Origin of the sequence: Capnocytophaga gingivalis ATCC 33624 (assembly GCF_000174755.1) — a bacterium.
In the GTDB taxonomy this organism is placed as follows: Bacteria; Bacteroidota; Bacteroidia; order Flavobacteriales; family Flavobacteriaceae; genus Capnocytophaga; species Capnocytophaga gingivalis.
Genome location: NZ_ACLQ01000035.1, coordinates 124,309 through 144,985, shown reverse-complemented (window position 1 = coordinate 144,985; position 20,677 = coordinate 124,309). Strand labels below are relative to the sequence as shown.

23 protein-coding genes are annotated in these 20,677 nt (G+C 37.5%); 14 read left to right on the top strand and 9 right to left on the bottom strand.

Going from position 1 to position 20,677, the window contains the following annotated elements:
• Positions 1-160 precede the first annotated feature (160 nt).
• Positions 161-1,732, bottom strand: a complete 1,572-nt coding sequence (locus CAPGI0001_RS12000) for an NAD(P)H-hydrate dehydratase (protein WP_002670739.1) — start codon at positions 1,730-1,732, stop codon at positions 161-163.
• 20 nt (positions 1,733-1,752) lie between these two features.
• Positions 1,753-2,100, bottom strand: a complete 348-nt coding sequence (locus CAPGI0001_RS11995) for a hypothetical protein (RefSeq protein WP_248601322.1) — start codon at positions 2,098-2,100, stop codon at positions 1,753-1,755.
• A 221-nt stretch (positions 2,101-2,321) separates the two neighbouring features.
• Between CAPGI0001_RS11995 and CAPGI0001_RS11990 the strand changes: the two genes are divergently transcribed.
• The 8 genes from CAPGI0001_RS11990 to CAPGI0001_RS11955 all read left to right on the top strand — a co-directional run bounded on the left by CAPGI0001_RS11990 (position 2,322) and on the right by CAPGI0001_RS11955 (position 8,489).
• On the top strand, positions 2,322-3,695 hold the full coding sequence (locus CAPGI0001_RS11990) for a TlpA family protein disulfide reductase (RefSeq protein WP_002670587.1): 1,374 nt from the start codon (positions 2,322-2,324) through the stop codon (positions 3,693-3,695).
• 423 nt (positions 3,696-4,118) lie between these two features.
• Positions 4,119-4,562, top strand: a complete 444-nt coding sequence (locus CAPGI0001_RS11985) for an SMI1/KNR4 family protein (RefSeq protein WP_002670589.1) — start codon at positions 4,119-4,121, stop codon at positions 4,560-4,562.
• Positions 4,563-4,756: 194 nt separating this feature from the next.
• The gene (locus CAPGI0001_RS11980) at positions 4,757-5,248 is read left to right on the top strand and encodes a dihydrofolate reductase (RefSeq protein WP_002670343.1); all 492 of its coding nucleotides are present in this window, start codon (positions 4,757-4,759) and stop codon (positions 5,246-5,248) included.
• A 1-nt stretch (position 5,249) separates the two neighbouring features.
• The gene (locus CAPGI0001_RS11975; RefSeq protein ID WP_002670387.1) at positions 5,250-6,494 is read left to right on the top strand and encodes an alpha/beta hydrolase; all 1,245 of its coding nucleotides are present in this window, start codon (positions 5,250-5,252) and stop codon (positions 6,492-6,494) included.
• Positions 6,495-6,604: 110 nt separating this feature from the next.
• Complete coding sequence (rpsF, locus tag CAPGI0001_RS11970; RefSeq protein ID WP_002670395.1) at positions 6,605-6,946, top strand: 30S ribosomal protein S6; 342 nt, start codon at positions 6,605-6,607, stop codon at positions 6,944-6,946.
• Positions 6,947-6,949: 3 nt separating this feature from the next.
• Entirely contained in the window at positions 6,950-7,243 is a 294-nt protein-coding gene (rpsR, locus tag CAPGI0001_RS11965) for a 30S ribosomal protein S18 (RefSeq protein ID WP_002670530.1), read from the top strand.
• Between the two features lie 16 nt (positions 7,244-7,259).
• On the top strand, positions 7,260-7,709 hold the full coding sequence (gene rplI, locus CAPGI0001_RS11960; protein ID WP_002670708.1) for a 50S ribosomal protein L9: 450 nt from the start codon (positions 7,260-7,262) through the stop codon (positions 7,707-7,709).
• A gap of 105 nt (positions 7,710-7,814) precedes the next feature.
• Positions 7,815-8,489, top strand: coding sequence for a ComF family protein (locus CAPGI0001_RS11955; protein ID WP_248601321.1), 675 nt, complete (start codon positions 7,815-7,817; stop codon positions 8,487-8,489).
• Between the two features lie 4 nt (positions 8,490-8,493).
• On the opposite strand, the gene thrC is transcribed toward CAPGI0001_RS11955, so the two are convergent.
• The 6 genes from thrC to CAPGI0001_RS11925 all read right to left on the bottom strand — a co-directional run bounded on the left by thrC (position 8,494) and on the right by CAPGI0001_RS11925 (position 14,585).
• A complete protein-coding gene (gene thrC / locus CAPGI0001_RS11950; protein WP_002670352.1) occupies positions 8,494-9,771 on the bottom strand; it encodes a threonine synthase in 1,278 nt (425 codons plus the stop codon).
• 77 nt (positions 9,772-9,848) lie between these two features.
• Positions 9,849-10,781, bottom strand: coding sequence for a Dyp-type peroxidase (locus CAPGI0001_RS11945; RefSeq protein WP_002670575.1), 933 nt, complete (start codon positions 10,779-10,781; stop codon positions 9,849-9,851).
• 91 nt (positions 10,782-10,872) lie between these two features.
• Positions 10,873-11,520 (bottom strand): hypothetical protein, encoded by a 648-nt coding sequence (locus CAPGI0001_RS11940; RefSeq protein WP_002670332.1) that lies wholly within the window; start codon positions 11,518-11,520, stop codon positions 10,873-10,875.
• Positions 11,521-11,625: 105 nt separating this feature from the next.
• The gene (locus CAPGI0001_RS11935) at positions 11,626-12,390 is read right to left on the bottom strand and encodes a hypothetical protein (protein ID WP_155813488.1); all 765 of its coding nucleotides are present in this window, start codon (positions 12,388-12,390) and stop codon (positions 11,626-11,628) included.
• A 130-nt stretch (positions 12,391-12,520) separates the two neighbouring features.
• Positions 12,521-13,006: a hypothetical protein gene (locus CAPGI0001_RS11930; RefSeq protein ID WP_002670737.1), complete on the bottom strand. Its 486-nt coding sequence runs from the start codon at positions 13,004-13,006 to the stop codon at positions 12,521-12,523.
• Positions 13,007-13,055: 49 nt separating this feature from the next.
• Complete coding sequence (locus CAPGI0001_RS11925) at positions 13,056-14,585, bottom strand: GH3 auxin-responsive promoter family protein (RefSeq protein WP_002670478.1); 1,530 nt, start codon at positions 14,583-14,585, stop codon at positions 13,056-13,058.
• Positions 14,586-14,668: 83 nt separating this feature from the next.
• Between CAPGI0001_RS11925 and CAPGI0001_RS11920 the strand changes: the two genes are divergently transcribed.
• Entirely contained in the window at positions 14,669-15,466 is a 798-nt protein-coding gene (locus CAPGI0001_RS11920) for a DUF2797 domain-containing protein (protein ID WP_040360378.1), read from the top strand.
• Between the two features lies 1 nt (position 15,467).
• Here the strand turns inward: CAPGI0001_RS11920 and CAPGI0001_RS11915 are convergent, their stop codons facing one another.
• Complete coding sequence (locus CAPGI0001_RS11915) at positions 15,468-17,789, bottom strand: TonB-dependent receptor domain-containing protein (RefSeq protein WP_002670639.1); 2,322 nt, start codon at positions 17,787-17,789, stop codon at positions 15,468-15,470.
• 430 nt (positions 17,790-18,219) lie between these two features.
• Here CAPGI0001_RS11915 and CAPGI0001_RS11910 point away from each other — a divergent pair, with 430 nt between their 5' ends.
• The 5 genes from CAPGI0001_RS11910 to CAPGI0001_RS11895 all read left to right on the top strand — a co-directional run bounded on the left by CAPGI0001_RS11910 (position 18,220) and on the right by CAPGI0001_RS11895 (position 20,598).
• Positions 18,220-18,657 (top strand): SMI1/KNR4 family protein, encoded by a 438-nt coding sequence (locus CAPGI0001_RS11910; RefSeq protein WP_002670590.1) that lies wholly within the window; start codon positions 18,220-18,222, stop codon positions 18,655-18,657.
• A 47-nt stretch (positions 18,658-18,704) separates the two neighbouring features.
• Positions 18,705-19,223, top strand: a complete 519-nt coding sequence (locus tag CAPGI0001_RS11905; protein WP_002670455.1) for a DUF4303 domain-containing protein — start codon at positions 18,705-18,707, stop codon at positions 19,221-19,223.
• Between the two features lie 287 nt (positions 19,224-19,510).
• Positions 19,511-19,756, top strand: coding sequence for a hypothetical protein (locus tag CAPGI0001_RS11900; RefSeq protein ID WP_002670645.1), 246 nt, complete (start codon positions 19,511-19,513; stop codon positions 19,754-19,756).
• 97 nt (positions 19,757-19,853) lie between these two features.
• Positions 19,854-20,090, top strand: a complete 237-nt coding sequence (gene imm9, locus CAPGI0001_RS13555; RefSeq protein WP_002670411.1) for an Imm9 family immunity protein — start codon at positions 19,854-19,856, stop codon at positions 20,088-20,090.
• Between the two features lie 19 nt (positions 20,091-20,109).
• A complete protein-coding gene (locus tag CAPGI0001_RS11895; RefSeq protein WP_002670445.1) occupies positions 20,110-20,598 on the top strand; it encodes an SMI1/KNR4 family protein in 489 nt (162 codons plus the stop codon).
• The last annotated feature ends 79 nt before the right edge of the window (positions 20,599-20,677 follow it).

Here is a 20,677-nt window from a genome sequence, read left to right as displayed (position 1 = left end):
AGCAAAAAAATAACATGAATAGAGGTTTGAAAAAAGTACAGACTTTTTAGCCGTCAAAGGTATGAAAAAAAAATGAAAGAAAAACTTATAAAAATGTTTTTTTACCTAAAAAAATGCTGTCACATGTGTGACAGCATTTTCTAAGTAATTATATAGGTGTTTAGAACTGTAAATAATCTATAATATCACTGGCAATCATGGTGTTTTTCTTGGTATTTCTCACATAAGTATCTGCGGCTTTACCATGTATATAGGTTCCTACAATAGCGGCATTCAGGGGAGTGTACCCTTGAGAGAGCAGGCCAGTGAGTACTCCAGTGAGTACATCACCACTACCCGCAGTAGCCATAGCAGGGTTGCCGGTGGAGTTTACCCAAAAATGATCTCCATCAGTAATCATAGTGAAAGCTCCTTTAACGATGAGTATCACTTTATGTTTCTTAGCAAATTGCTTTACTTTCTCTTGACGTTCTAAGTCATTTGCCCATTTTCCAATAAGGCGCTCAAGTTCTTTAGGATGAGGGGTGAGAATGGTGTTTTTAGGTAAGGATCGCTGAAGGTCTTCGCTGGAGGCTACTAAGTTGAGCGCATCCGCATCGATGACAAAAGGTACATTGGCAAATGTCCTAAGCAAGGAAGCTAAGGTGCCTTGCGCATAAGCGGAGGTGCCCATTCCTACTCCTATTCCAATAGCGCTGGGCTGGAAAGGAATTTCGGTAGGGGAGAGCGCTTCCTCTTGGGAGGAGGTAAGTACCATCGCTTCAGGGAGGGCTGTTTGTGCTATATTATAGCCACACTTAGGTAGTAGCAATGTTAGCATCCCTGCACCGCTTCTGAGGGTAGCCTTCCCACTGAGAATAGGCGCTCCTATCTTCCCATAGCTTCCTCCTACCAATAGGGCATGTCCGTAGGTACCTTTGTTAGTAAAACGGTGTCGTGTGCGTAGTAATCGCTTGATTTCTTTGTCGGTAGTATAGTCATATTCGGTAGCTACATCTTTGAGATAGTCAAAGGATAAAGGAAGTGGTAGCACTTCCCAATAAGGGATGTAGCGTCCTGTCTGTGGAAGGAGGAAAGGGAGCTTAGGAGCGAAGAAGGTAAGCACTACATGAGGGGTTACAAAGAGGTCTTTCTCATGTCTGTCCTCTCCTAAGTAAAGTCCTGAAGGTGTGTCTATACTGATGATGAGTCCTTTCTGGCGGTTTACCTCTTCGAATACGCGCTGTACCCATGGAGATACACGGCGGGAAAGCCCAATGCCGAAAATGGCATCGATAGTAATAGGCTGAGTACCATTATATTTGTTAGCAACAAACTCCTCAAAACCTTTGGCAGGCTTGCCTTTGAGGGTTGGGAAAGGTTTTTCATTAGCTTGTAGGAAGTCTTCAGAGGTCTCTGGTTGGCTAAGAGTATGGATCTCAATAGATGGTATCTCTTTGAGTAAGTTCAAGTTCTTGATAAAATCTTCGGAATGAATCTCGCTGAAAGGAACAATGGTTACCTTCACTTTCTTACCCATTTGGGCGAGCATTCTCCCTAAGGCAAGTCCATCACCTCCATTGTTACCCACACCAGCATAGATGTGATAAGGGTTGTCTCCTGGGAGGTTCTTCTTGATCCAAGCCAAAATGTTTGAAGCGGCTTTTTCCATGTGATCCCAAGAGGTAATCTGTTGTTCTTCAATAGTCTGCTGATCGGCAGCGTGCATTTGCTCATTAGTAAGTATTTTCATAAGTGTACTATATTATTTTATTAGGGTTTGGTTGGTAAATAATCCATTTTTATGAAATAGGAAAGGATAGCTTCTTTCAAGAGGCTTTTTTGTTGCTGTTCACTTAGGGAGAGGTGATCTTTAGTTCTTCTATAGAAAGGCCAACCTTCCTTGTCTTTGTATTCAAAAAAGTAATATCCATAGGGTTCTAATACTTTACAAGTGCCTACATGTATGAGGTTGATTTTGTCATCTCTCGAAAAAGTATCATGAAACTTACCTACTTCCTGTAAGCCTATCAGGTATAGTATACTATCTATACTCAGTGTCCTGCCTATGGGAAAATCCTTCAGGAGCTTAGTGGTAAGTTCCTCCCACAAAGTATCCATTGTTTTATCTGTTGTCACTGGGTTGTTCTAAGAGAGAGCAAAGATAGTGAATTTTACTCAATTTTCAAGATATGAACAAGGAAATTTATTTTGTTAAAAACTTTTATGTATTGAAAAACAATGAATTAAAATATTTTCAATACATTTTTTCTTATTAATAGTTGTTTTTTCAATTGTTTTATCTAATTTTGTAGTTCAGTTTCAGAAATAAAGAAGAAATAATGAAAAAAATTTTTATTACAAGTATAGCTGCCTTTAGCTTATTGTCAGCCTGTAAAGATAAGACTGCCCAAGGGAATGTGGATTATGCAGTGATCTCAGGAAAAGTATTCTTACCAGGAGAAAGCCAAAAAATAGTTTTGGCACACAATGATGAAATATACAAGGAGATTCCTGTTCTTTCAGATGGGACTTTTCGTGATACGATTCGTCCTATAACTGATAATCATTTTTTCTATCTTATAGAGAATATGACTGTACAGGTGCCTTTGTATTTGGATAAAGGTACCAATATAGAACTTTCTCTCAATGAGGATATGACCAAGACAACAGTATCAGGAACTGAAACAAAGAAAACACAGTATTTGATAGAAAAAGAGAATTTTATCAATGAAAAAATAAATGGGGCTGACTCTAATCTCTTTGGACAAAAACCACAAGAGTTCAAGGAGAATATAAAATCCATTTTTAATGAACTTGATTCCAAGCTAAAGGCTTATAATTTTGATAATGATTTTGTAGAAAATCAGCAAAAATGGGCTAAATATAAGTATGTAGAATATCTTATCGCTTACCCTACTTACCATGCTTATTCTATGGGTAAAGAGGCTATCCTTCCTGATGGTTTCTATGCAGAAAGAGATCAGATAGATTATGATAACGCACAAGAGTATGCTGCTGTAGATTCTTATAGGGATTTGGTGCGCAGTAAATACTTTGAAATGCTTGGAGATGCCAGTAACCCAGAACAGATAGAAGGTTTCCTAAAAGTGGCTTCATCTATCAAATCAGATAATATTCGTACTGATTTGGCTAAAGCAGTAGTGAGTCTTATCGCTCCTGGTAACAGTAAAAACAAAGAGATATTGGACTTCGTTCTTAAGAATGTAAAAGAAGATGACCTCAAGCAAGTGGCACAAAAATCTTTCGAAGTAGCTTCTCGATTGGTTGCTGGTAAGGATTCTCCTGTATTTACCAATTATGAAAAGATAGATGGTGGCACTGCTTCTTTGGCCGATTTCAAAGGAAAATTAGTATATATAGATGTATGGGCTTCATGGTGCAAACCTTGTGTGGGTGAGATTCCTCATCTAAAAGAATTGGAAGCTAAGTTCCATGGTAAAAATATAGAGTTTGTAAGCATTTCTATCGATGAAGACAAAGAAGCTTGGAAGAGTGCTGTAAAAGCTCATGATCTTAAGGGAGTACAACTCATTGCTGATAACGCTTTCAAGTCTCAGTTTATTTTGGACTATGATATTAACCAGATTCCAACTTTCCTTCTTATAGATAAGAATGGTAAGATTGTAGATCCTAATGCACCACGTCCTTCTGATCCACGCTTGGCAGAAGTCTTAGAAAAGCTCTTAAAATAAAAGCTTAATGTCAAGGTCAAACAGAATTTTAGTCAGTTTGCCAATTTTGTAAAGAAAGAATATGCCGAAAATATCTGTTATCCCAAGAGGAAACAAATATTTTCGGCTTTTTGATTATTACAGAAAGGTTGTGCTAAAGCTACCCCTCCTCACTTTAAGTGCTAATAATTATGGTATTGGTTTGATAACGAATATTTTAGAAAATTCCTCCGTAGGGAAGGAAACCATAAATAGGTAATTAGGTAGTTTTATAGTCAATCAGAAGTGGTTTGCGAAAAATAGGTATAAGTAGGCGGAGGGAGATTTGCAAATCGCCCTTGAAAAAAGTAAATTAAGAATTAACTTTTTGTTCTATTTATTTGTATTCTAAATATGTTTGACTATAAAAGAGAGAATATAATTAAGGTAATAATATTATAGAAAATGATACAATCTATTATTGAAAAGTATAAAGATAGAATAGCTGTAGGAACTAAAGATTTTATAAATATAACTTGGATAGAGCAAACCGAAAAGAAATTGGGATTTTCTTTGCCCGATAGTTATAAAGAGATGTTATTAAACTATGAATTTATCTCTGTTTGTGGAATTGATTTTAAAACTATTGCTCCACCTGAATATCAAGAGGATGCTGATATTGATATTTATTATACTTATCAAGTAAATTTGCAAAATAATCTATTCCAAAAGGATGAATTGGCTTTCTTAGAGATGGATGAAGAGACTTATTTCTTTAAAATTGAGGAAGCAGGTCAAGCTAATGAATATCCCGTTTACATTCGGGATTATATGATGAATGAAGATCGTCTATATGCCAATAACTTTCAAGAGTTTTTGGAACATTTTTTTGGCATACTATTGAAATAGTAAGTTTATTTATAACCAAAGAGAAATGGTTTGCGAATTTATCAAATCGAAATAGAGAGGCTGTTCGAAAAGTTTTTTCAGGACAGTCTTTTTTATTTGGAGCTAAATATTTTTCAAATGGATGAAATTTTAACATTTTAAAGAGTTAAAAATAAATAAATAATTGTACTTTTGCCTCGTTCAAATAGCATACAATGTCTTTAACACTTATAGCCGCTTTGGATTTGGAAAATGGGATAGGGAAGAACAACCAGCTTCTATGGCATCTTCCTGATGATTTTGCACGTTTCAAACAACTGACTATGGGGCATTGTGTGATTATGGGACGAAAGACCTGGGAGTCCTTACCAAAACTGCTACCTAAGCGAACTCATATTATTATCTCAAGAGAGGAATTACCTCAGAGGGAACATTGTGTTGTTACCTCCTCTATAGAGGAGGCTATTATAGAAGCAAAAAAGAGAGATGCTTCACCCTTTGTCATAGGAGGAGGGGAGATCTACCGGCAAACGATTTCCTTGGCTACCACCTTAGAGCTTACTCGTGTACAGGTACATATAGAAGCAGATACTTTTTTCCCAGAGATAGATCTTACCCAATGGGAACTGATAGAGCGTGTCTTTCACCCCAAAGATGAGAGACATGCGTATGATTTTTATTTTGAAACCTATAACAAACATTTATAAGATGAAAAAGTTTTTACTGATTCTTCTAAGTGCTTATATGACAAATGTATGGGCACAGATTACTACAGAGAATTTGGGGTCGAAATCCCTTGATGGAACACGTAAGGTTACCATAGTCCTTCCTGATGGCTATGATAAGCGGGAAAGATATCCCTTATTTGTCGTACTCAATGCCAGTAGCCTTTTAGAGCCTACCGTAAGTAGTATGCGTTATTTCAACAAAACAGGGGAAGTACCACCTGCAATTGTCGTAGGTATCTATAATACTGAGAGTGATGTTACTATCCCAGAGGAAACCGGAATCCCTTTCAATGACACCGCCAATTTCTTTGAATTTGTAGGACAAGTCGTTGTTCCTCATGTACAGAGTAAATATGCTGTAAACTCTTTCAAAGGAATTATAGGCGATGGGGAAGCAGGTAACTTTATCAATTACTATTTACTAAAAGAAAATGCTCTCTTTGATGCTTATATCTCTCTTTCTCCTAATCTGACAGAAAAAATAATTCCTTCTATGCCAGAACAGGTGGATTCTTTCAAAAGACCCATTTTTTATTATTTAGGTTGGGCGCAGATAGATGATAATGCTAAGTTGAAGAAAGTGAAAGAGTTACACAACCTTATGAATACTAAGGAATATACGAATGGTTTTTATTATTATCAAGAATTTCCAAGAGTTTCTATCAGTGCAGTCCCAGTATCAGGAATTCCAGAGGCTTTAAATTTGTTTTTTGAGCTTTATCGTCCTATTACTATGCGTGAATATGCCGAGAAGGTGGTGAGAGTGCAAACCAATACCACTCAGTATTTGCAAGATAAGTATAAGAGTATCAGGGATTTGTATGGAATAGATAAAGCTCCCTTATTGGAAGATGTCAAGAGTATTTATGCTGCTATACTCAAGAATGCCGATTTTGAATCTATACCTATATTGGTTAAGTATATAAAACCATATTATAAGGATACTGCCCTACCTGATTATTTAGAAGGGGATTACTATCTACGTATCCAAGAACCTCAGAAGGCTTTCCGTGCACTACAGCGTGCCTATGGTGCTAAGGAAATAGACTTTGTGACTAAGGAATTGATCAGTCAGACTCTCGAAAGGCTCCAAAAAGAGGCAAGAGGGAAGCTCAAAACCAAGAAGGGAGATGTAGTTATCCCAGAAAAAACAGAGCAATCTGCTGAGGGTAATTCAGCAGAAAATGCAAAAGACACAGAAAATAATACTTCCAAAACGGAGTAAAAAGTACTGATTTTCACAGAGTTGTGTTAAAAATAAAAATATAATAAATATTATTTGGTGCAAAGGTAAAAATGTTTTATCTTTGCACCTCAATTTAAATAAAAGTTTTTATGAATCATTACGAAACTGTTTTCATTTTGAATCCCGTTTTATCTGAAGCACAGATAAAGGAAGCAGTTGAGAAATTTGAAAATTTCTTAACCTCAAAGGGTGCTGAAATGGTGGCAAAAGAAGATTGGGGCTTAAAGAAATTAGCCTATTCCATCCAAAACAAAAAAAGTGGATTTTATCACTTATTTGAGTTCAAAGCTCCAGGCGATATCATCGAGAGCTTCGAAGTAGAATTCCGTCGTGACGAGCGTGTAATGCGCTATCTCACTGTAAGGCTTGAAAAAGAAGCTATTGCATGGGCAGAGAAAAGAAGAGCAAAGTTGAACAGTAAAAAAGCTTAAACAATGTCAATCGAACAACAAGCAAAAGGAAAAAAAGAAGGAGATATCAGATATCTTACTCCACTGAATATTGATACTAATAAGAATAAAAAGTATTGCCGATTCAAAAAATTAGGTATCAAATATATTGATTATAAAGACCCTGATTTCTTATTGAAATTCATAAACGAACAAGGTAAATTATTACCTCGTCGTATTACAGGTACTTCTCTGAAGTTTCAAAGAAAGATCGCAGTGGCTGTTAAGCGTGCTCGTCACTTAGCACTATTGCCATATGTAGCGGATTTGTTAAAATAATTAAACAAAGAAATCAATGGAAATTATACTTAAAAATGATGTCCCTAACTTAGGGTTCAAGGACGATATAGTAACCGTGAAAAACGGTTATGGGCGCAATTATCTTATCCCTCAAGGCCTTGCTATCTTAGCAACTCCTTCAGCTAAGAAGATATTGGCTGAAAATCTTAAACAAAGAGCTTTCAAGGAAAAGAAAATCATAGAAGACGCTAAAGAATTAGCCAAAGCTATCCAACAATTGGAAATCAAAATACTTGCTAAAGCAGGTGCTGGTAACAAATTGTTCGGTTCTATCAATCATGATGACCTCGCTGAGGAACTGCTCAAAGCAGGACACCAAGTGGATAAAAAATATATCTACATAGCTGGAGGTAATATCAAGCAAACAGGTAAGTATGAGGCTTCTGTACGCTTACACCGAGAAGTTATCGTATCTCTTCCTTTTGAAGTAGTTGCTGAGAACTAATAGTTTTTATTCATAGATTTTGGATTATATAATGAAACCATCTCTTACTCAGAGGTGGTTTCTTTATCTTATATAGCTATGCGTTTTTCTATTTTTAAGGATATAATGGCGGTACTATTTCCTAAGTACTGCTTGGGCTGTACTCAGATTATAGGGGATAACCTGCCTTTTCTCTGTGTAAATTGTCGCCACGAACTACGACAAACTCATTTTGATACTTTGCCAGATAGTGAAAACCCTATGATAAAGAAGTTCTGGGGAAAGGTCTCTGTAGAGAAAGCAGCAGCATTACTTTATTATGAAAAAGGTACAGTGAGTCAGCGGCTTATACATGCCCTAAAATATCATAACAGAGAGCAAGTGGGGCTGTGGCTTGGGCAATGGTACGCCTATGAGTTGGCACAATCTCACTATTTTCAGGGGGTAGAGTTGGTGATTCCCGTACCTCTGCATCCTAAGAAAAAGAAAAAAAGAGGTTACAATCAAGTAACACTCTTTGCGAGGGAGATAGCCACACAGCTACAAGTACCCTATATGGAGGATATTTTAATCAAGCAACAATACAATTCTGCTCAGGCAAAAAAGCACTGGTTAGAGCGACAAAAATCGTCCAAAGAACAATTTGTCCTCAAGGATACTACAACTATAGCAGGTAAGCATATTCTCCTTGTGGATGATATAGTGACTACAGGAGCTACCCTCACTCAATGTGCTACCTTGCTCATAGGAGCAGGTGCAAAGGTGAGTTTTGCTTGTATGGCCTATAGCAACGATGAATAGGGGTTTAGCTAAGGAGGATTTCCTTATAGGCTTCATATGAATTGCCTATGCTCTTTTTATGACATGTGCTCAAGTCTACTTCAGGGACAGGAAAAGAAGGAATCACTTGGCGAATGACTTCGTCGAATTTCTTAGGACTGGCTGTACTCAGTACGGTTCCATACTGGGATGGTAATAGTGCTTTTTGTAAAGCCAAGTGTCCCACAGCCGAATGAGGGTCAAGAGTATATCCCAAAGTATTGTGCAGGTAGGCAATTTCGTCTAAGGTTTCTTTATCAGAGATCACCACAGCAGTAATCATCTTGCGAATTGCTTCAAGATTATTGTCAAATAGCTCTCGGATACGGACAAAGTTACTAGGGTCTCCTACATCCATAGCGTTGGAAAGAGTTGCAACCGAGGGTTTGGCCTGATAGTTACCTGTTTGTAAGTAGAGCGCAAAAGTATCATTGGCATTGTTCGCGGCTACAAACTTGCTTACAGGTAGCCCCATAGCATGGGCATATAGACCTGCGGTGAGGTTGCCAAAGTTTCCACTGGGGACGGCTACCACCCAATCCTTGCCGCCCAAGAGGTCTTTTACTTGCTTGTAAGCGAAGAAGTAGTAAAGCATTTGGGGGAGAAAACGAGCTACATTGATAGAGTTGGCACTACTTAGTACGCGTTCCCCCTTGAGGGAGGCATCAGAAAGCGCTTGTTTTACAAGGGCTTGGCAGTCATCGAAAGTCCCTTCTACTTCTACCGCTTGTATATTGGCTCCTAAGGAGGTCATTTGGTATTCTTGGAAAGGGCTTACTTTCCCTTTTGGGAATAGGATTACTACCCTTACGCCTTCCACTTTGTAAAAGCCATTAGCCACAGCACTTCCTGTATCACCAGAGGTAGCCACCACTACAGTAGTAGGGTTATCCTTGTCAGAGAATTTTCCTAAACAACGAGCCATAAAGCGTGCTCCTACATCCTTGAATGCCATGGTAGGCCCATGGAATAGTTCCAAAACAGAGGTATTACTCAAGAGTTCTTTTACAGGAGTGTCAAAGACAAATACTTCCTTCAATATTCTTTGAAGTTCTTCACGGCTGAAGCTGTCATTTACATAAGGATAAAGTGCCTCAATGGCAATTTCTATGTTGTTTTTTTGAGCAATTTCTTCAAAGAAAGAAGTAGGCAAAGTAGGGATGTGATCAGGAACAAAAAGTCCTTTGTCTTTTCCTAACCCCCTTAGGGTAGCTTCTTTGAAAGAAACGATTTCGTCCTTATGATTGATATTGTAATAGTTCATATGGTATCGGTTTTCTTGAAGGCACAAAGATAAGATATTTTTAGTCGCCTTGCAAAGTGTTTTTAGTTATTTTCAGGCTATAGTTCGGAGAAGTCGTCCAACATATCAAGAGAAGGGACAAAGAAAAGAGTTCCTGTCTCGGCAGTACTGAAATCCAATATGCGATCATAATTACCCACAGGGTTACCTACGAACATGTTAGTAAGCATTTTCTCTACCGTACTAAAGGTGTTCGCATAGCAAATAAAGTAAGTTCCCATCTGGTGGCTCGTAGGATCATGGAAAGGCATATTGTCTCTGACTACTTTTAGGTCATCACCCACATTGGCAAGGGCAGAATGGGCATTGGAAGGCTTAGTATCATCGTCCATCTCTATATCCATCTCTTTGCTGCGACCTATGACTTTTTCTTGTTCGCTTACAGGGAGGGCACGCCAAGCATTCATATCATGGACATATTTCTGGACAAATAGATAGCTGCCTCCTTGATAATGAGGATCTTCATCACCTACTACGGCAAACTGTTCTCTTTCTTCTCCTTGAGGATTTTCCGTTCCATCTACGAAGCCAATGATGGCACGCCCGTCCCAATATCTGAACCCTTGTACATTGACAATACAATCAGCTACAGAACGCAATACATCCTCAATGGTTGCGGCCATATCATAAGCTAAGCTGGGGTTATGCGCACGAATATGGAAATGAAGGTCGCCTTGGGTGGCTACTGCTGTATGCTTGCTGCCTTTGATAGGCTTAAAATCTTTGAGTTCTTTAGGGAGTGGTTTAGGTAAGCCTAAGGTAAGCCATCCACTATGACTAATGCCTAAGGTTACACTCGCACGAGCATCAGGGAAGCGGTCGGCAACAGAGTGGTTGAGGTTTCCTATTAGAGCACATATTTTTGCAAAAGTAGCTGTAAGCTGTGCTTTGTCCAAATCTTTTTTGAATACCCATACCAAAAATACTGTGTTGTTATTGGGTAAGTCTGTTACATTTTGATAATTCTTCATAGGTGTATTAATTTTTTAGGGTATAATCAAGAGTTGATACCTATTTTTATAAATTGGTAGCAGTAATTTCTGTCGGCACAAAGGTAAGAAATTATATACTACGTACCAAATATAATAGGATATTTCCATTGATTTTCTTAAAAAGATATGTGATGCTATATCCCCCTACAACATCCTTTTCCATAAAGCTGATACTTATCTGGAAAGAATCTTCCGATAGGAAAGAGAAGTCAATAAGGGTAGTTTTTTCCTTATTCCACCACTCAAATTTTTTCTCTTTGGCAATCTTCTCTATGTTTAGCCTCTCAAAAAGGGCAATATACTGCTTAGGGAATAATTGGTGGTAGATTTTTATAAAGTCTTTTCTAACAATGGGTTTGTCTTCTGTCGTGAAATCATCTTGATACACTATATCTCCGTATAGCATTTCATAAAGCGGCCCTTCGTCTTTGAGAGGATAATGTACCATAGTATCGGCAATCTTTGTGACTTGTCCTTGCGATAAGCACACCTGAAGTTCTTTCAGAAAAGAGGAGAGTTCTGTATCGTTAATTTTTTCCTCTGTTGTAATCTTATCTTCTTTTTCTTTTTCATTAGCAAGGATATTTGTAATAATAGTATCTTTTCTGAATACATTTTCATCAGACGTAGTATCAGAGATCGTTCTCTTACAAGAAAACAGAACTAATGAAAATAAAAATACGAAAATATAGTGTTTAATTCTTCTTTTTGGTAGCATAATTGCATTGGTTTATAATTATGATGAGTTGTTTCTGAAAATAATGAAGAATTATAAAATTAAAATAAGGTGAAATATTCTTATGTGAGATAATATAATTCTATTCTATGCAATCCAAGAAAAATCTATCATAGTCAGGTACCATTTCTCTTTTATTTTTGTTACGTAAAAAATAAAATGGTTTGTGTAGGTACTATTACTAAAAGAAGATACTTCTTTCCAAGCCGTCATAATACAACGGGTAGTTTTCTCTATTTCTTTAGCCTTTTTTAAGGTTCTTTGGGCTTCTTGTTTCTCTTTTGGAGAAAAAGGGAAGGTACTTAGAGAACTTGTTATGTAATAAGATAGTTTTTTCTGAGCCTCGGGGTGTGCAACAAGAAAGATACCTATGAGTGAGCTGTATTCGTCAGGGGCAATATTTTCTGTTATTTTTTCAATAGGTACTTTTCCTACGCCTATTTTTCCTGTAGCCAATACTTTTCGGTTGTATCCATCAATAAAAGTTTTTTCCTTCTCATGGTAGAGCGTGTCGAGGTATATCCGTTTTTGGTTTGCCCAATAGATATTACCCCCAGGTTTGTACAAGAAATACAAACCAATATCGGGGTGTATGAGTTTGTTTAGCGCAGTAGTATCTTTTTTGTTGTAACATTGAATAATCTCATAGACAACGGCTTCAAAATTTTCTTGATTTATGTTCTCCGAGCTATAGGAATAATACTTGGCTAATGAATCTATAGTAGGGAGACTATCTTTTTTGGGAACAATTACTTCTTTTTTGGGGAGCAAGGGGGTATTTTTTACAATTTTTGTCCTTTGCTGGTACCCCAAAAAGAAAGGTATAAGGGGAAGGTATAGGTATTTTGTCATATTTTTAATCTTAATTTCCTTGCGCCATTCCATACATAGCTATTAGTGGAATACAAAGTAATTCATAAGATAGACACCAAAAAGTATAAAGACTATTGAAATATTATATTTCCAAAAAACTTTTATAGAATTATTTATCATTAGTTATAGGTCTTTTATGGATAAATAGTGCCATCAAACAACATATAATCAAGCTAAAAATGAGAAATGCAAAAAGTCCTATGGTCATATCATTTATACTTTTCATAACATTGGTTTCTATTATATCTTGCTTACTATTGGATTTTAATCCATAGTAGTTATAAAGTATAACTGATAATTGCAGGACAATGTATGTACAAACAAAAATAGTGATAGGTTTGTTTTTTCTCTCAACTATGGTTCTCTTGTTTAGCAAAAGAATATATCCCCCCAGGAAGATAATTAAAATATTGATTATGGAAAAAAAAGCAACTTTATCAACAAAATTATATATTACATCTATGGTTTTGGAGTCAACATTATCTTCTATTAGAAATTTTACGGATACATAGCACCCCATAAGATGCATAATATCAAAAACAATAAAAAGTAACAATCCTAATGTAATTAGTATTTTGATGCTATTTTTCTTCATAGTAATTTTTATTGCATCTTAACGAATTAGGCTATACAATCATTTTCTACTATTGATTGGCATTATTATCCTTTAACTTCCAAATAGCCTCAAGATAATCACGGGTATTGGACAGGCGCGGAATCTTATGTTGGCCTCCCAACTTATCATTTTCTTTAAGCCAATCGTGGAAAAGGTTCTTTCGAGCAATATGAATTTTAGGCATGGCAAGAGTCATATCGTTATAGCGCTTGGCTTCGTAATCGGAGTTGAGTTCCTTTAGGGCAGTATCCAAGCTGCGAGTAAAGGCTTCTATATCCTCAGGGGCAGTCTCGAACTCAATGATCCACTCGTGCCCGCCGCTCTTGTTGCCTTGCATGAAAATAGGTGCTACCGTGTATTCTATCACGCTACAATGGTGCTCGTGACACGCTTTCTTGAGTGCTTCTTCCGTATTTTCTATGATAAGCTCTTCTCCAAATACGTTGATATGATGCTTGGTGCGTCCTGTGATCTTGATACGATAGGGCGAGGTGGAGGTAAAGCGTACGGTATCACCTATCTGGTAGCGCCAAAGCCCTGCATTGGTGGTGATTACCATGGCATAATTCTTACCTACCTCTACCTCCCATAGCGGAATGGCTTTTTGAGCAGGGGTGCCAAAGCTATCCATAGAGATAAACTCATAGAATATACCATAGTCTAGCATCAGCAGCATCTCGTCGCTGTTATTTCTGTCCTGTATGGCAAAAAAGCCTTCAGAGGCATTGTAGGTCTCATAATAGCGGAAACTATCGGAGGGGATCAGTTGCTTATATTGCTCTCGGTAAGGGACAAAGCTCACCCCACCGTGGAAATATACCTCTAAGTTTTTCCAAATTTCTAGTACGTTTTCTTTGCCTGTATAGGCGAGCGCTTGCCTCAAGAGCACCATCATCCAAGAGGGGACGCCTACCAAGCTGGTTACATTCTCACGTGAGGATTCGGCTATGATGGCCTTCATCTTGGCTTCCCATTCGCTCATTAGCGATACTTTAGTAGAAGGGGTACAGCTGAATTCCGCCCAGAAAGGGAGGTTGTCTATGAGTATGGCGGATAAGTCGCCAAAGATGGTGCCATTCTCCTCATACAATTCCTTGCTTCCTCCAAGACGTAGGCTCTTTCCTGTAAAAAGATTGGAGTCGGGGTTGTTATTCAGATACAAGCAAAGCATATCTTTGCCAGCCTTATAGTGGCAGTGCTGAAGAGCTTCTTCACTCACGGGGATAAACTTACTTTTGGCATTGGTTGTACCGCTACTTTTGGCAAACCACTTGATAGGAGTACGCCAGAAAAGATTTTGCTCCCCACGGCGGGCACGCTCTATCATAGGCTCTATATCCTCGTAGATAGAGATAGGGATACGCGAGGCAAAATCCTCATAGTTACGAATGGAGATAAAGTCGTATTGCTTACCCATTTCGGTACTCTGTGCCGCTTCTAAGAGCTTGGCACATACATTTTCCTGTACTTCGTGAGGGCGCTTGATGAATTCTTCTATCTGGTCTATACGCTTGCGCAAGAACCAAGAAGCTATAGAATGTATAATTGTTAAAGCCATATTTTCTTTAAAAAATGTTCGAGGTTTGGTTTATTTTTACTACTTTTGTCAATCATTATAGCGAGCGTAAAAGTACAAAAAATATGAATACCTACCAAACGGTTTTAAGAAAAATGCGAACAGAGGTGCAAACCCCTATACAGTATTACCTTTCTTTAGAAGAAGGAGAGCTACCCATGAACGACCTATTAGGACAACAACTCTCTTTACGATTTGCCGGTTACCACTGTCTGCACTGTGGGCAATCCAAGGAGATATATAGGCAGGGACTCTGTAAGAAATGTTTCTTTGAAGCTCCTGAGGTGGGGGAGTGGATCATCCGCCCAGAACTGAGCAAGGCACACTTAGGTATAGAGGACAGGGATTTGGCTTATGAACAGCAGGTACAGCTACAACCGCACTTGCTTTACTTGGCCAACTCCAGTGAGGTAAAAGTAGGTGTTACCCGCAAAACACAGATGCCTACCCGCTGGATAGACCAAGGCGCTCATGAGGCCTTGGTAATGTTGGAGGTACCCAACCGCTACTTGGCAGGGATAGGGGAGGTCGCCCTCAAAGCGCATATCTCCGATAAGACCAATTGGCGCAAGATGCTGACCAATACCCTCCAAGTAGTGGATCTCAATACGATCAAACAAGGCTTAAAGGCGTTTCTCCCTCAAGAGACCTTGTCTTATTTCAGTGAAGAAGTACCTATCTATCATATCAACTATCCCGTTCTTAGGTATCCTACCAAGGTTACAAGTCTTACCATGCCCAAGACCCTACAATATCAGGGTAGGCTTATGGGCATCAAGGGGCAATACCTCCTCTTTGAGGATAACACCGTCTTCAATGTACGCGGACATGAGGGGTTTGTAGTGGAAATTAGTTTTTCTTAAATTACATCCGGTTGTTTTCCTCCTCACTTATTTCTTTTCCTTTGTATTTACTTTGGGTAGTGTTGAAGTTATAGCTTATCCCTATCTTGAAACTAAAATTACTGTAGCTATAAGCGGTACTGTTACTGATGTATGAGTTTTGTATACGGGCATGTCGGTTTAATCCATTATAAAAGTCGGAGGCTACAGCATATACAGAAAGTGATTGGTGGAAGAATGCACGCCCTACTCCTACAAATACACCACTTCCAGGCTTGTATATGTAGGCTTCTTGCATAGATCCTTTGCTCTTATAGAGAAGCATAACTAAAAAAAGCCAATTTTCTGAAGGGGTGATTTGGTTCATCCATTCTACTGAAAAAAGTCCTTCACTTTTGTAAAACACCTTATCAGCAAAAGGCTTTTCATAGGTAAGGGTAAGTTTAGGCATCCACTTTCCTATTTGTTTTTGAGCATTAAGTGCACATTTCAGTAGGCTAAAATCGTCATAATTATGAAGAATTTTTTCTACCGCATCGGAGTTGATAGAAGAGAGTTGGTAATCGGCATAAATTCCCTTGTGAATATGGGAATAAGTAACGGAAGCTGATATAGGTCCATAGGTGGCCAGCGTATTCCACTCATCAGTGAGTTGAGGTGTAATATAAGGGTTTCCGCGATTGTACAGGAAAGAAGAAACATAGCTATTGTAGTCACTGAGATCATGGAAGGCAGGGCGCTTAATCTTGCGAGCATAGCTGAAAGTTATTTGAGTTTTCTCCCAAGGGAAAGCCACCGATACATTAGGCAACCAATCTCGATAGGTCTTACTTTTCGCTTCACTTTTCTGCTCGTTTTCATAATAATCAAAATCAGCATACTCATAGCGTGTGCCAAGTTTTAGATTTACCTTTTTGATAGGATAGGAAAAACTAAGAAAAGCATCCGAACGAGTTTCGGTATTTTTAACATTAAAAGCAGAAAGTACATTGTCTTGGTAATTCTCAGTGCGGTGTAGGTTACTTACCTCAACACCATAGCCAAGAGTCCCTTTGCCTAACTGTTGAAAGAAGGTGGTCTTGAGTCCCCACCAATCGGAAATCACATCGGAATGCGTGTGTACGTTGCGAGAGGTTGTATTAAGGAGGTTGTGCTCGACAATGTCTGAAGTATTATCAGAACGCAGACCGATATAATCCACATCAGTTTGCATTTTTAGCACATCAGTGAGTTTGCCTTCGTAATAGGCATTGACACTGAGTTTTTTGTCTTGCTCAAATTGGTCATACTCGTTGCGCCCCCGAGCAGTAAGCAATTGGTTCTTATAAGTGGTCGTTTCTTGAGTGCTAAAGTTATGTCCGATGAAAGGTATAATACTCCCTCTTATGCTCATACCCAGAGAGTGTTCTTCAGAGAATTCGTGTGCAAATCCTATCTTTGTTTTGATGTTTTTGTGCTGATTTTGACGGGTTTCATCATTGAGTACTCGCCACTGGTTATTTTGGGTAAATACTTGCAAATCCTGAGCTACATTATAGTCTTCTTGGTTAAAATGATTATCATTACTTATGCTTGTAAACCAGTCGGTTTTCCCTTTACGATAGTTGAGGCTTAGCCAAGTTTCATCCATTATGCCTTTTTTGAAGAAATAGAAGGTGTTTTCAGCTGCCCCACTAAGTCCATCTCCTGGTTTCTTTTTGAGTATGATGTAGATAACAGCGCCTACTGTATTATCGAAAGCGGCACCTGGTTGGGTTTCCATCTCTATACGCTCAATATCTTTTGGAGATAGCTGATACACTTCATCAAGGTTACGCACCCTGCGATTATTAATATAGAAGATGGGATTCCCCTTGCCAAAAACTTCGAAACCACCGCCTGTATAGGAAGTACTAACCCCAGGTAGAAAGTTCAATAGCATATCGGTAGTGGGCAATTTTTGCAAGGTAGATTGTGCTACATTGGTACTAATGCGAGTACCTTTCTGTTCCAAAATAGGACGGCGGCGAGCAGTAACAACCACAGCATCTAATTCATTAGAAGTGGGAATTAGAACAATCGTACCCAAATTACTACTTGTAGGAGGAAATACTTCCCCTTGATATTCCAAATGTGTGATTTTAATAAGCACCTTTTTGCTGTTAGCGGGATTGGGTAGTTCAAAAGAACCATGTCCATTGCTGATAACTCCCTTTACTAAGGTAGAATCAGGGAGCGACATCAGGATAATATTTGCATCACTGACGGGTTTCTGATCGGGGTTGACCAATGTGCCTCTAAAAGTAGTCTGTGCAGCAGTGGTGGCACTAATGATTAAGAGTAGTGATAGGATAATATTTTTCATCTTTATATTTTTGGTTAATGAAAATGGTAGTTAGTTTTCTATCACAAAAATACAACAAAATTAGATATTATGCAGTATGTAAAACGTTAAAAATTGTTATACATTTTTGAGAAACTTGAAGATAAACCCTAATAAATCTTTGTGATTTCCAGCTTTAGGGTTTCCATCCAATTGAACGTAAGCTAAGTCTAATTTCTTCTTGCTTAATAGATCCAACTATATTCACAGAAAGTTGCCATTTTACTCCATTGTTGAAGTAGTAATAGGACATTATTACTCTTAGATTCTCTTTTTTCTACACTTAAAAAAAATAATCCATTTATTTATTGTATCTTTGCCCAAAGTTACTGAGTTTTAGTGCTTTCTTTTTGTACCAAAATTATTAATTTGAGGAACTTTTACACCTCTAAAAAGGTTAAACAGCTTTAGTATGAGAATAGAAGCAATTAACAAAGGTAGTGAAGCAAAAACCCTTGCTTTTCAGGAGTTTTTAGGCTTTACCTTGCCCGATGATTATTTTAATTTTTTAACCCAAAATGACGGAGCTATCATTGATGAAGCCTATTTCTATGTAAAAGATATAGAGGAATACATTATGTTTGATCTTTTCTACGATATAAAAGAATGTATAGAAACCTATGAAGAGTTCAGTGAGGATTTTCCGAGCAAAAGCCTTGTCATCGGGACAGATCCAGGAGGAGGGATGCTCCTTTTAGTAACCACAGACGTGGGTGATTTCTCCAAAGGGATTTATTTTTATGACCATTCTCACTTTTTTGAGGCTTCCAATAGCGATTGCAATACCTACTTTGTATGTGATACATTTACCGAGTTTATAACCATTTTAGAACATACCACTTTGCCATAATTAGGTAATAAACCCTCAATATTTTCAACAAGTAGCATCAAATTAAAATGACAGAAGAAGCGCGAACAGAAGTATTAAGTCAGCTTATCTATAAGTGTGCTAAAGAAGCATTCTTGGAATTGTTTAAGAACAAGGAACATTATTACAATTGTGTATTACTTGCTCCTGCCGAGGGCTATGCACCTATTCTATCAGCTTGGTCTTTTGAAGCATTAGAAAGAGAGATACCTAAACATCCCAAAGAAGAAATTTGGTTATACAAATGGAACTTTGCTGATTCACCTTATTACGCTTTTGGTGAGGAATATTTCGAACCTGTTCAAACCTTGTTAGATACTTATCCTAGTATTCTTAATATGGAAGACGAAGATGAAATAGAACGAGAGTTTGAACTAAGAATCTCGGCAATGGTACAAGCGATGCAAAAATTGGATCAAGAGGGTATTTTCTCAATCAATCAGCCGAGAGAGCAAGTCTATATCAACGTTGAGTGTATTCCTAACGATAATTCTGATGTAGATAGAGCCTTTTTACTCAATGAAGCAAAGAACATTAAGAATGGTTAAAAGATAATCCCAAAGTAGAGGAATAGTTAATTTATGGAATATATCCTATCTGTTTGATGTAAATATCCCGTCTTTTTTCTTTGGAAGATAGGAATATTTTTAGAAATAAGGAACATTCAACAAACACCAATTTATCTAAATAGAAATGGATATATTAGAAATCCCTATAACTATGGTGATATATTGTCCTTCTATGTAGAAAAAAGATAAGCCGAAGTAGTTATTAATCCAACAACGGGTAAAATTATATCTGTTAATCCAACTTCAACTAAAAAAGCAAAAAGATTATGCAAAGAGTGAAATTAACGATAAAACAATATTATTTTTTGCAGGATTTGATAAAACAATCTATAATTACTAACGTTTTCTATAAGGATAATCATATAGTCATTATTGAGTTATCTGAAGATGATATGGATAAAATAAGAGATTTAGCATTAGATTATCTTGATATATATGGCTTTGATAAAGATTATGAACTGACAGAATCAGGAATATTGGCAGAGGAACTGGTAGACAAATTGTATATTTAGTCTTCATAATGACATGAATTTTAATGAGCTGACAGAAGAATAGAAAAGCTGGACAAGTGTATGTAACTAAAAGTAAAGCAAGAGGGTGTAAATCATTATGATAATAGATGTTTATAAGAATATTCTAACTATATCTATAAAAGAGACATATATAGACCAATTTTATAATTTTTCGCAAAAAGTCTATGAGAAATATTCTGTCGTAGTTCCTTTTGACTTTAATGATTACAACAATTTATCTCAATACATAGTTGATAGTTCAAAACGATTGATTGGCATATCTTTAGAAAGAACTTATACCCTTAAAGGGAAGAAAATAAAATTAGGAAAATAGCTGGTGCTCAGTTTATCTTATGCGAAAAATCAATGAAATAATTGTAGAAATAGAGAGAGACAAAGAGTGTATGGTTCAAAAATTGTCTATACCCCATAAAAATGTACCTTCAGGACTTCCTGAAGATCTGACGTTTTATTTGGAAAACTATCATTCTATTGTTTTCTTTCCAAAGGCTCCCTATTCGATAAAAATAGTGGGACTAACGGAATTTGAAAGAGCCAATAAAGTACTTATAGGAGAAGAACATAAGGAGGATATCAGCCATAATTGGTTTCTTATAGCTGATGATAGTAACTCTCAATATATCACCATTGATTTGTCAAAAGACAGATGGGGATATTGTTACGATAGCTTTTGGGATTGCTATGGAGTGGTGGGCGAGCAGGCTATTATTGCTAAGAGTTTTACAGAATTGTTGGAGCGAATCTATGCCTGCAAAGGACAACAATGGTACTGGTTGCAAGAGGATTTTATCTCATACGGAGATGCCTATGATTCCATATAATGTTGCTATGCAATGATGAAAAAACCCCAAGCTATAAGGCTCGGGGCTTTGTTATGTTAATCCGTTGGCAGTATAGCCT

Coding starts and splice junctions, on each gene's coding strand:
- CAPGI0001_RS12000 (WP_002670739.1), bottom strand. CDS start 1,732: ATGAAAATACTTACTAATGAGCAAATGCACGCTGCCGATCAGCAGACT.
- CAPGI0001_RS11995 (WP_248601322.1), bottom strand. CDS start 2,100: ATGGATACTTTGTGGGAGGAACTTACCACTAAGCTCCTGAAGGATTTT.
- CAPGI0001_RS11990 (WP_002670587.1), top strand. CDS start 2,322: ATGAAAAAAATTTTTATTACAAGTATAGCTGCCTTTAGCTTATTGTCA.
- CAPGI0001_RS11985 (WP_002670589.1), top strand. CDS start 4,119: ATGATACAATCTATTATTGAAAAGTATAAAGATAGAATAGCTGTAGGA.
- CAPGI0001_RS11980 (WP_002670343.1), top strand. CDS start 4,757: ATGTCTTTAACACTTATAGCCGCTTTGGATTTGGAAAATGGGATAGGG.
- CAPGI0001_RS11975 (WP_002670387.1), top strand. CDS start 5,250: ATGAAAAAGTTTTTACTGATTCTTCTAAGTGCTTATATGACAAATGTA.
- rpsF (WP_002670395.1), top strand. CDS start 6,605: ATGAATCATTACGAAACTGTTTTCATTTTGAATCCCGTTTTATCTGAA.
- rpsR (WP_002670530.1), top strand. CDS start 6,950: ATGTCAATCGAACAACAAGCAAAAGGAAAAAAAGAAGGAGATATCAGA.
- rplI (WP_002670708.1), top strand. CDS start 7,260: ATGGAAATTATACTTAAAAATGATGTCCCTAACTTAGGGTTCAAGGAC.
- CAPGI0001_RS11955 (WP_248601321.1), top strand. CDS start 7,815: ATGGCGGTACTATTTCCTAAGTACTGCTTGGGCTGTACTCAGATTATA.
- thrC (WP_002670352.1), bottom strand. CDS start 9,771: ATGAACTATTACAATATCAATCATAAGGACGAAATCGTTTCTTTCAAA.
- CAPGI0001_RS11945 (WP_002670575.1), bottom strand. CDS start 10,781: ATGAAGAATTATCAAAATGTAACAGACTTACCCAATAACAACACAGTA.
- CAPGI0001_RS11940 (WP_002670332.1), bottom strand. CDS start 11,520: ATGCTACCAAAAAGAAGAATTAAACACTATATTTTCGTATTTTTATTT.
- CAPGI0001_RS11935 (WP_155813488.1), bottom strand. CDS start 12,390: ATGACAAAATACCTATACCTTCCCCTTATACCTTTCTTTTTGGGGTAC.
- CAPGI0001_RS11930 (WP_002670737.1), bottom strand. CDS start 13,006: ATGAAGAAAAATAGCATCAAAATACTAATTACATTAGGATTGTTACTT.
- CAPGI0001_RS11925 (WP_002670478.1), bottom strand. CDS start 14,585: ATGGCTTTAACAATTATACATTCTATAGCTTCTTGGTTCTTGCGCAAG.
- CAPGI0001_RS11920 (WP_040360378.1), top strand. CDS start 14,669: ATGAATACCTACCAAACGGTTTTAAGAAAAATGCGAACAGAGGTGCAA.
- CAPGI0001_RS11915 (WP_002670639.1), bottom strand. CDS start 17,789: ATGAAAAATATTATCCTATCACTACTCTTAATCATTAGTGCCACCACT.
- CAPGI0001_RS11910 (WP_002670590.1), top strand. CDS start 18,220: ATGAGAATAGAAGCAATTAACAAAGGTAGTGAAGCAAAAACCCTTGCT.
- CAPGI0001_RS11905 (WP_002670455.1), top strand. CDS start 18,705: ATGACAGAAGAAGCGCGAACAGAAGTATTAAGTCAGCTTATCTATAAG.
- CAPGI0001_RS11900 (WP_002670645.1), top strand. CDS start 19,511: ATGCAAAGAGTGAAATTAACGATAAAACAATATTATTTTTTGCAGGAT.
- imm9 (WP_002670411.1), top strand. CDS start 19,854: ATGATAATAGATGTTTATAAGAATATTCTAACTATATCTATAAAAGAG.
- CAPGI0001_RS11895 (WP_002670445.1), top strand. CDS start 20,110: ATGCGAAAAATCAATGAAATAATTGTAGAAATAGAGAGAGACAAAGAG.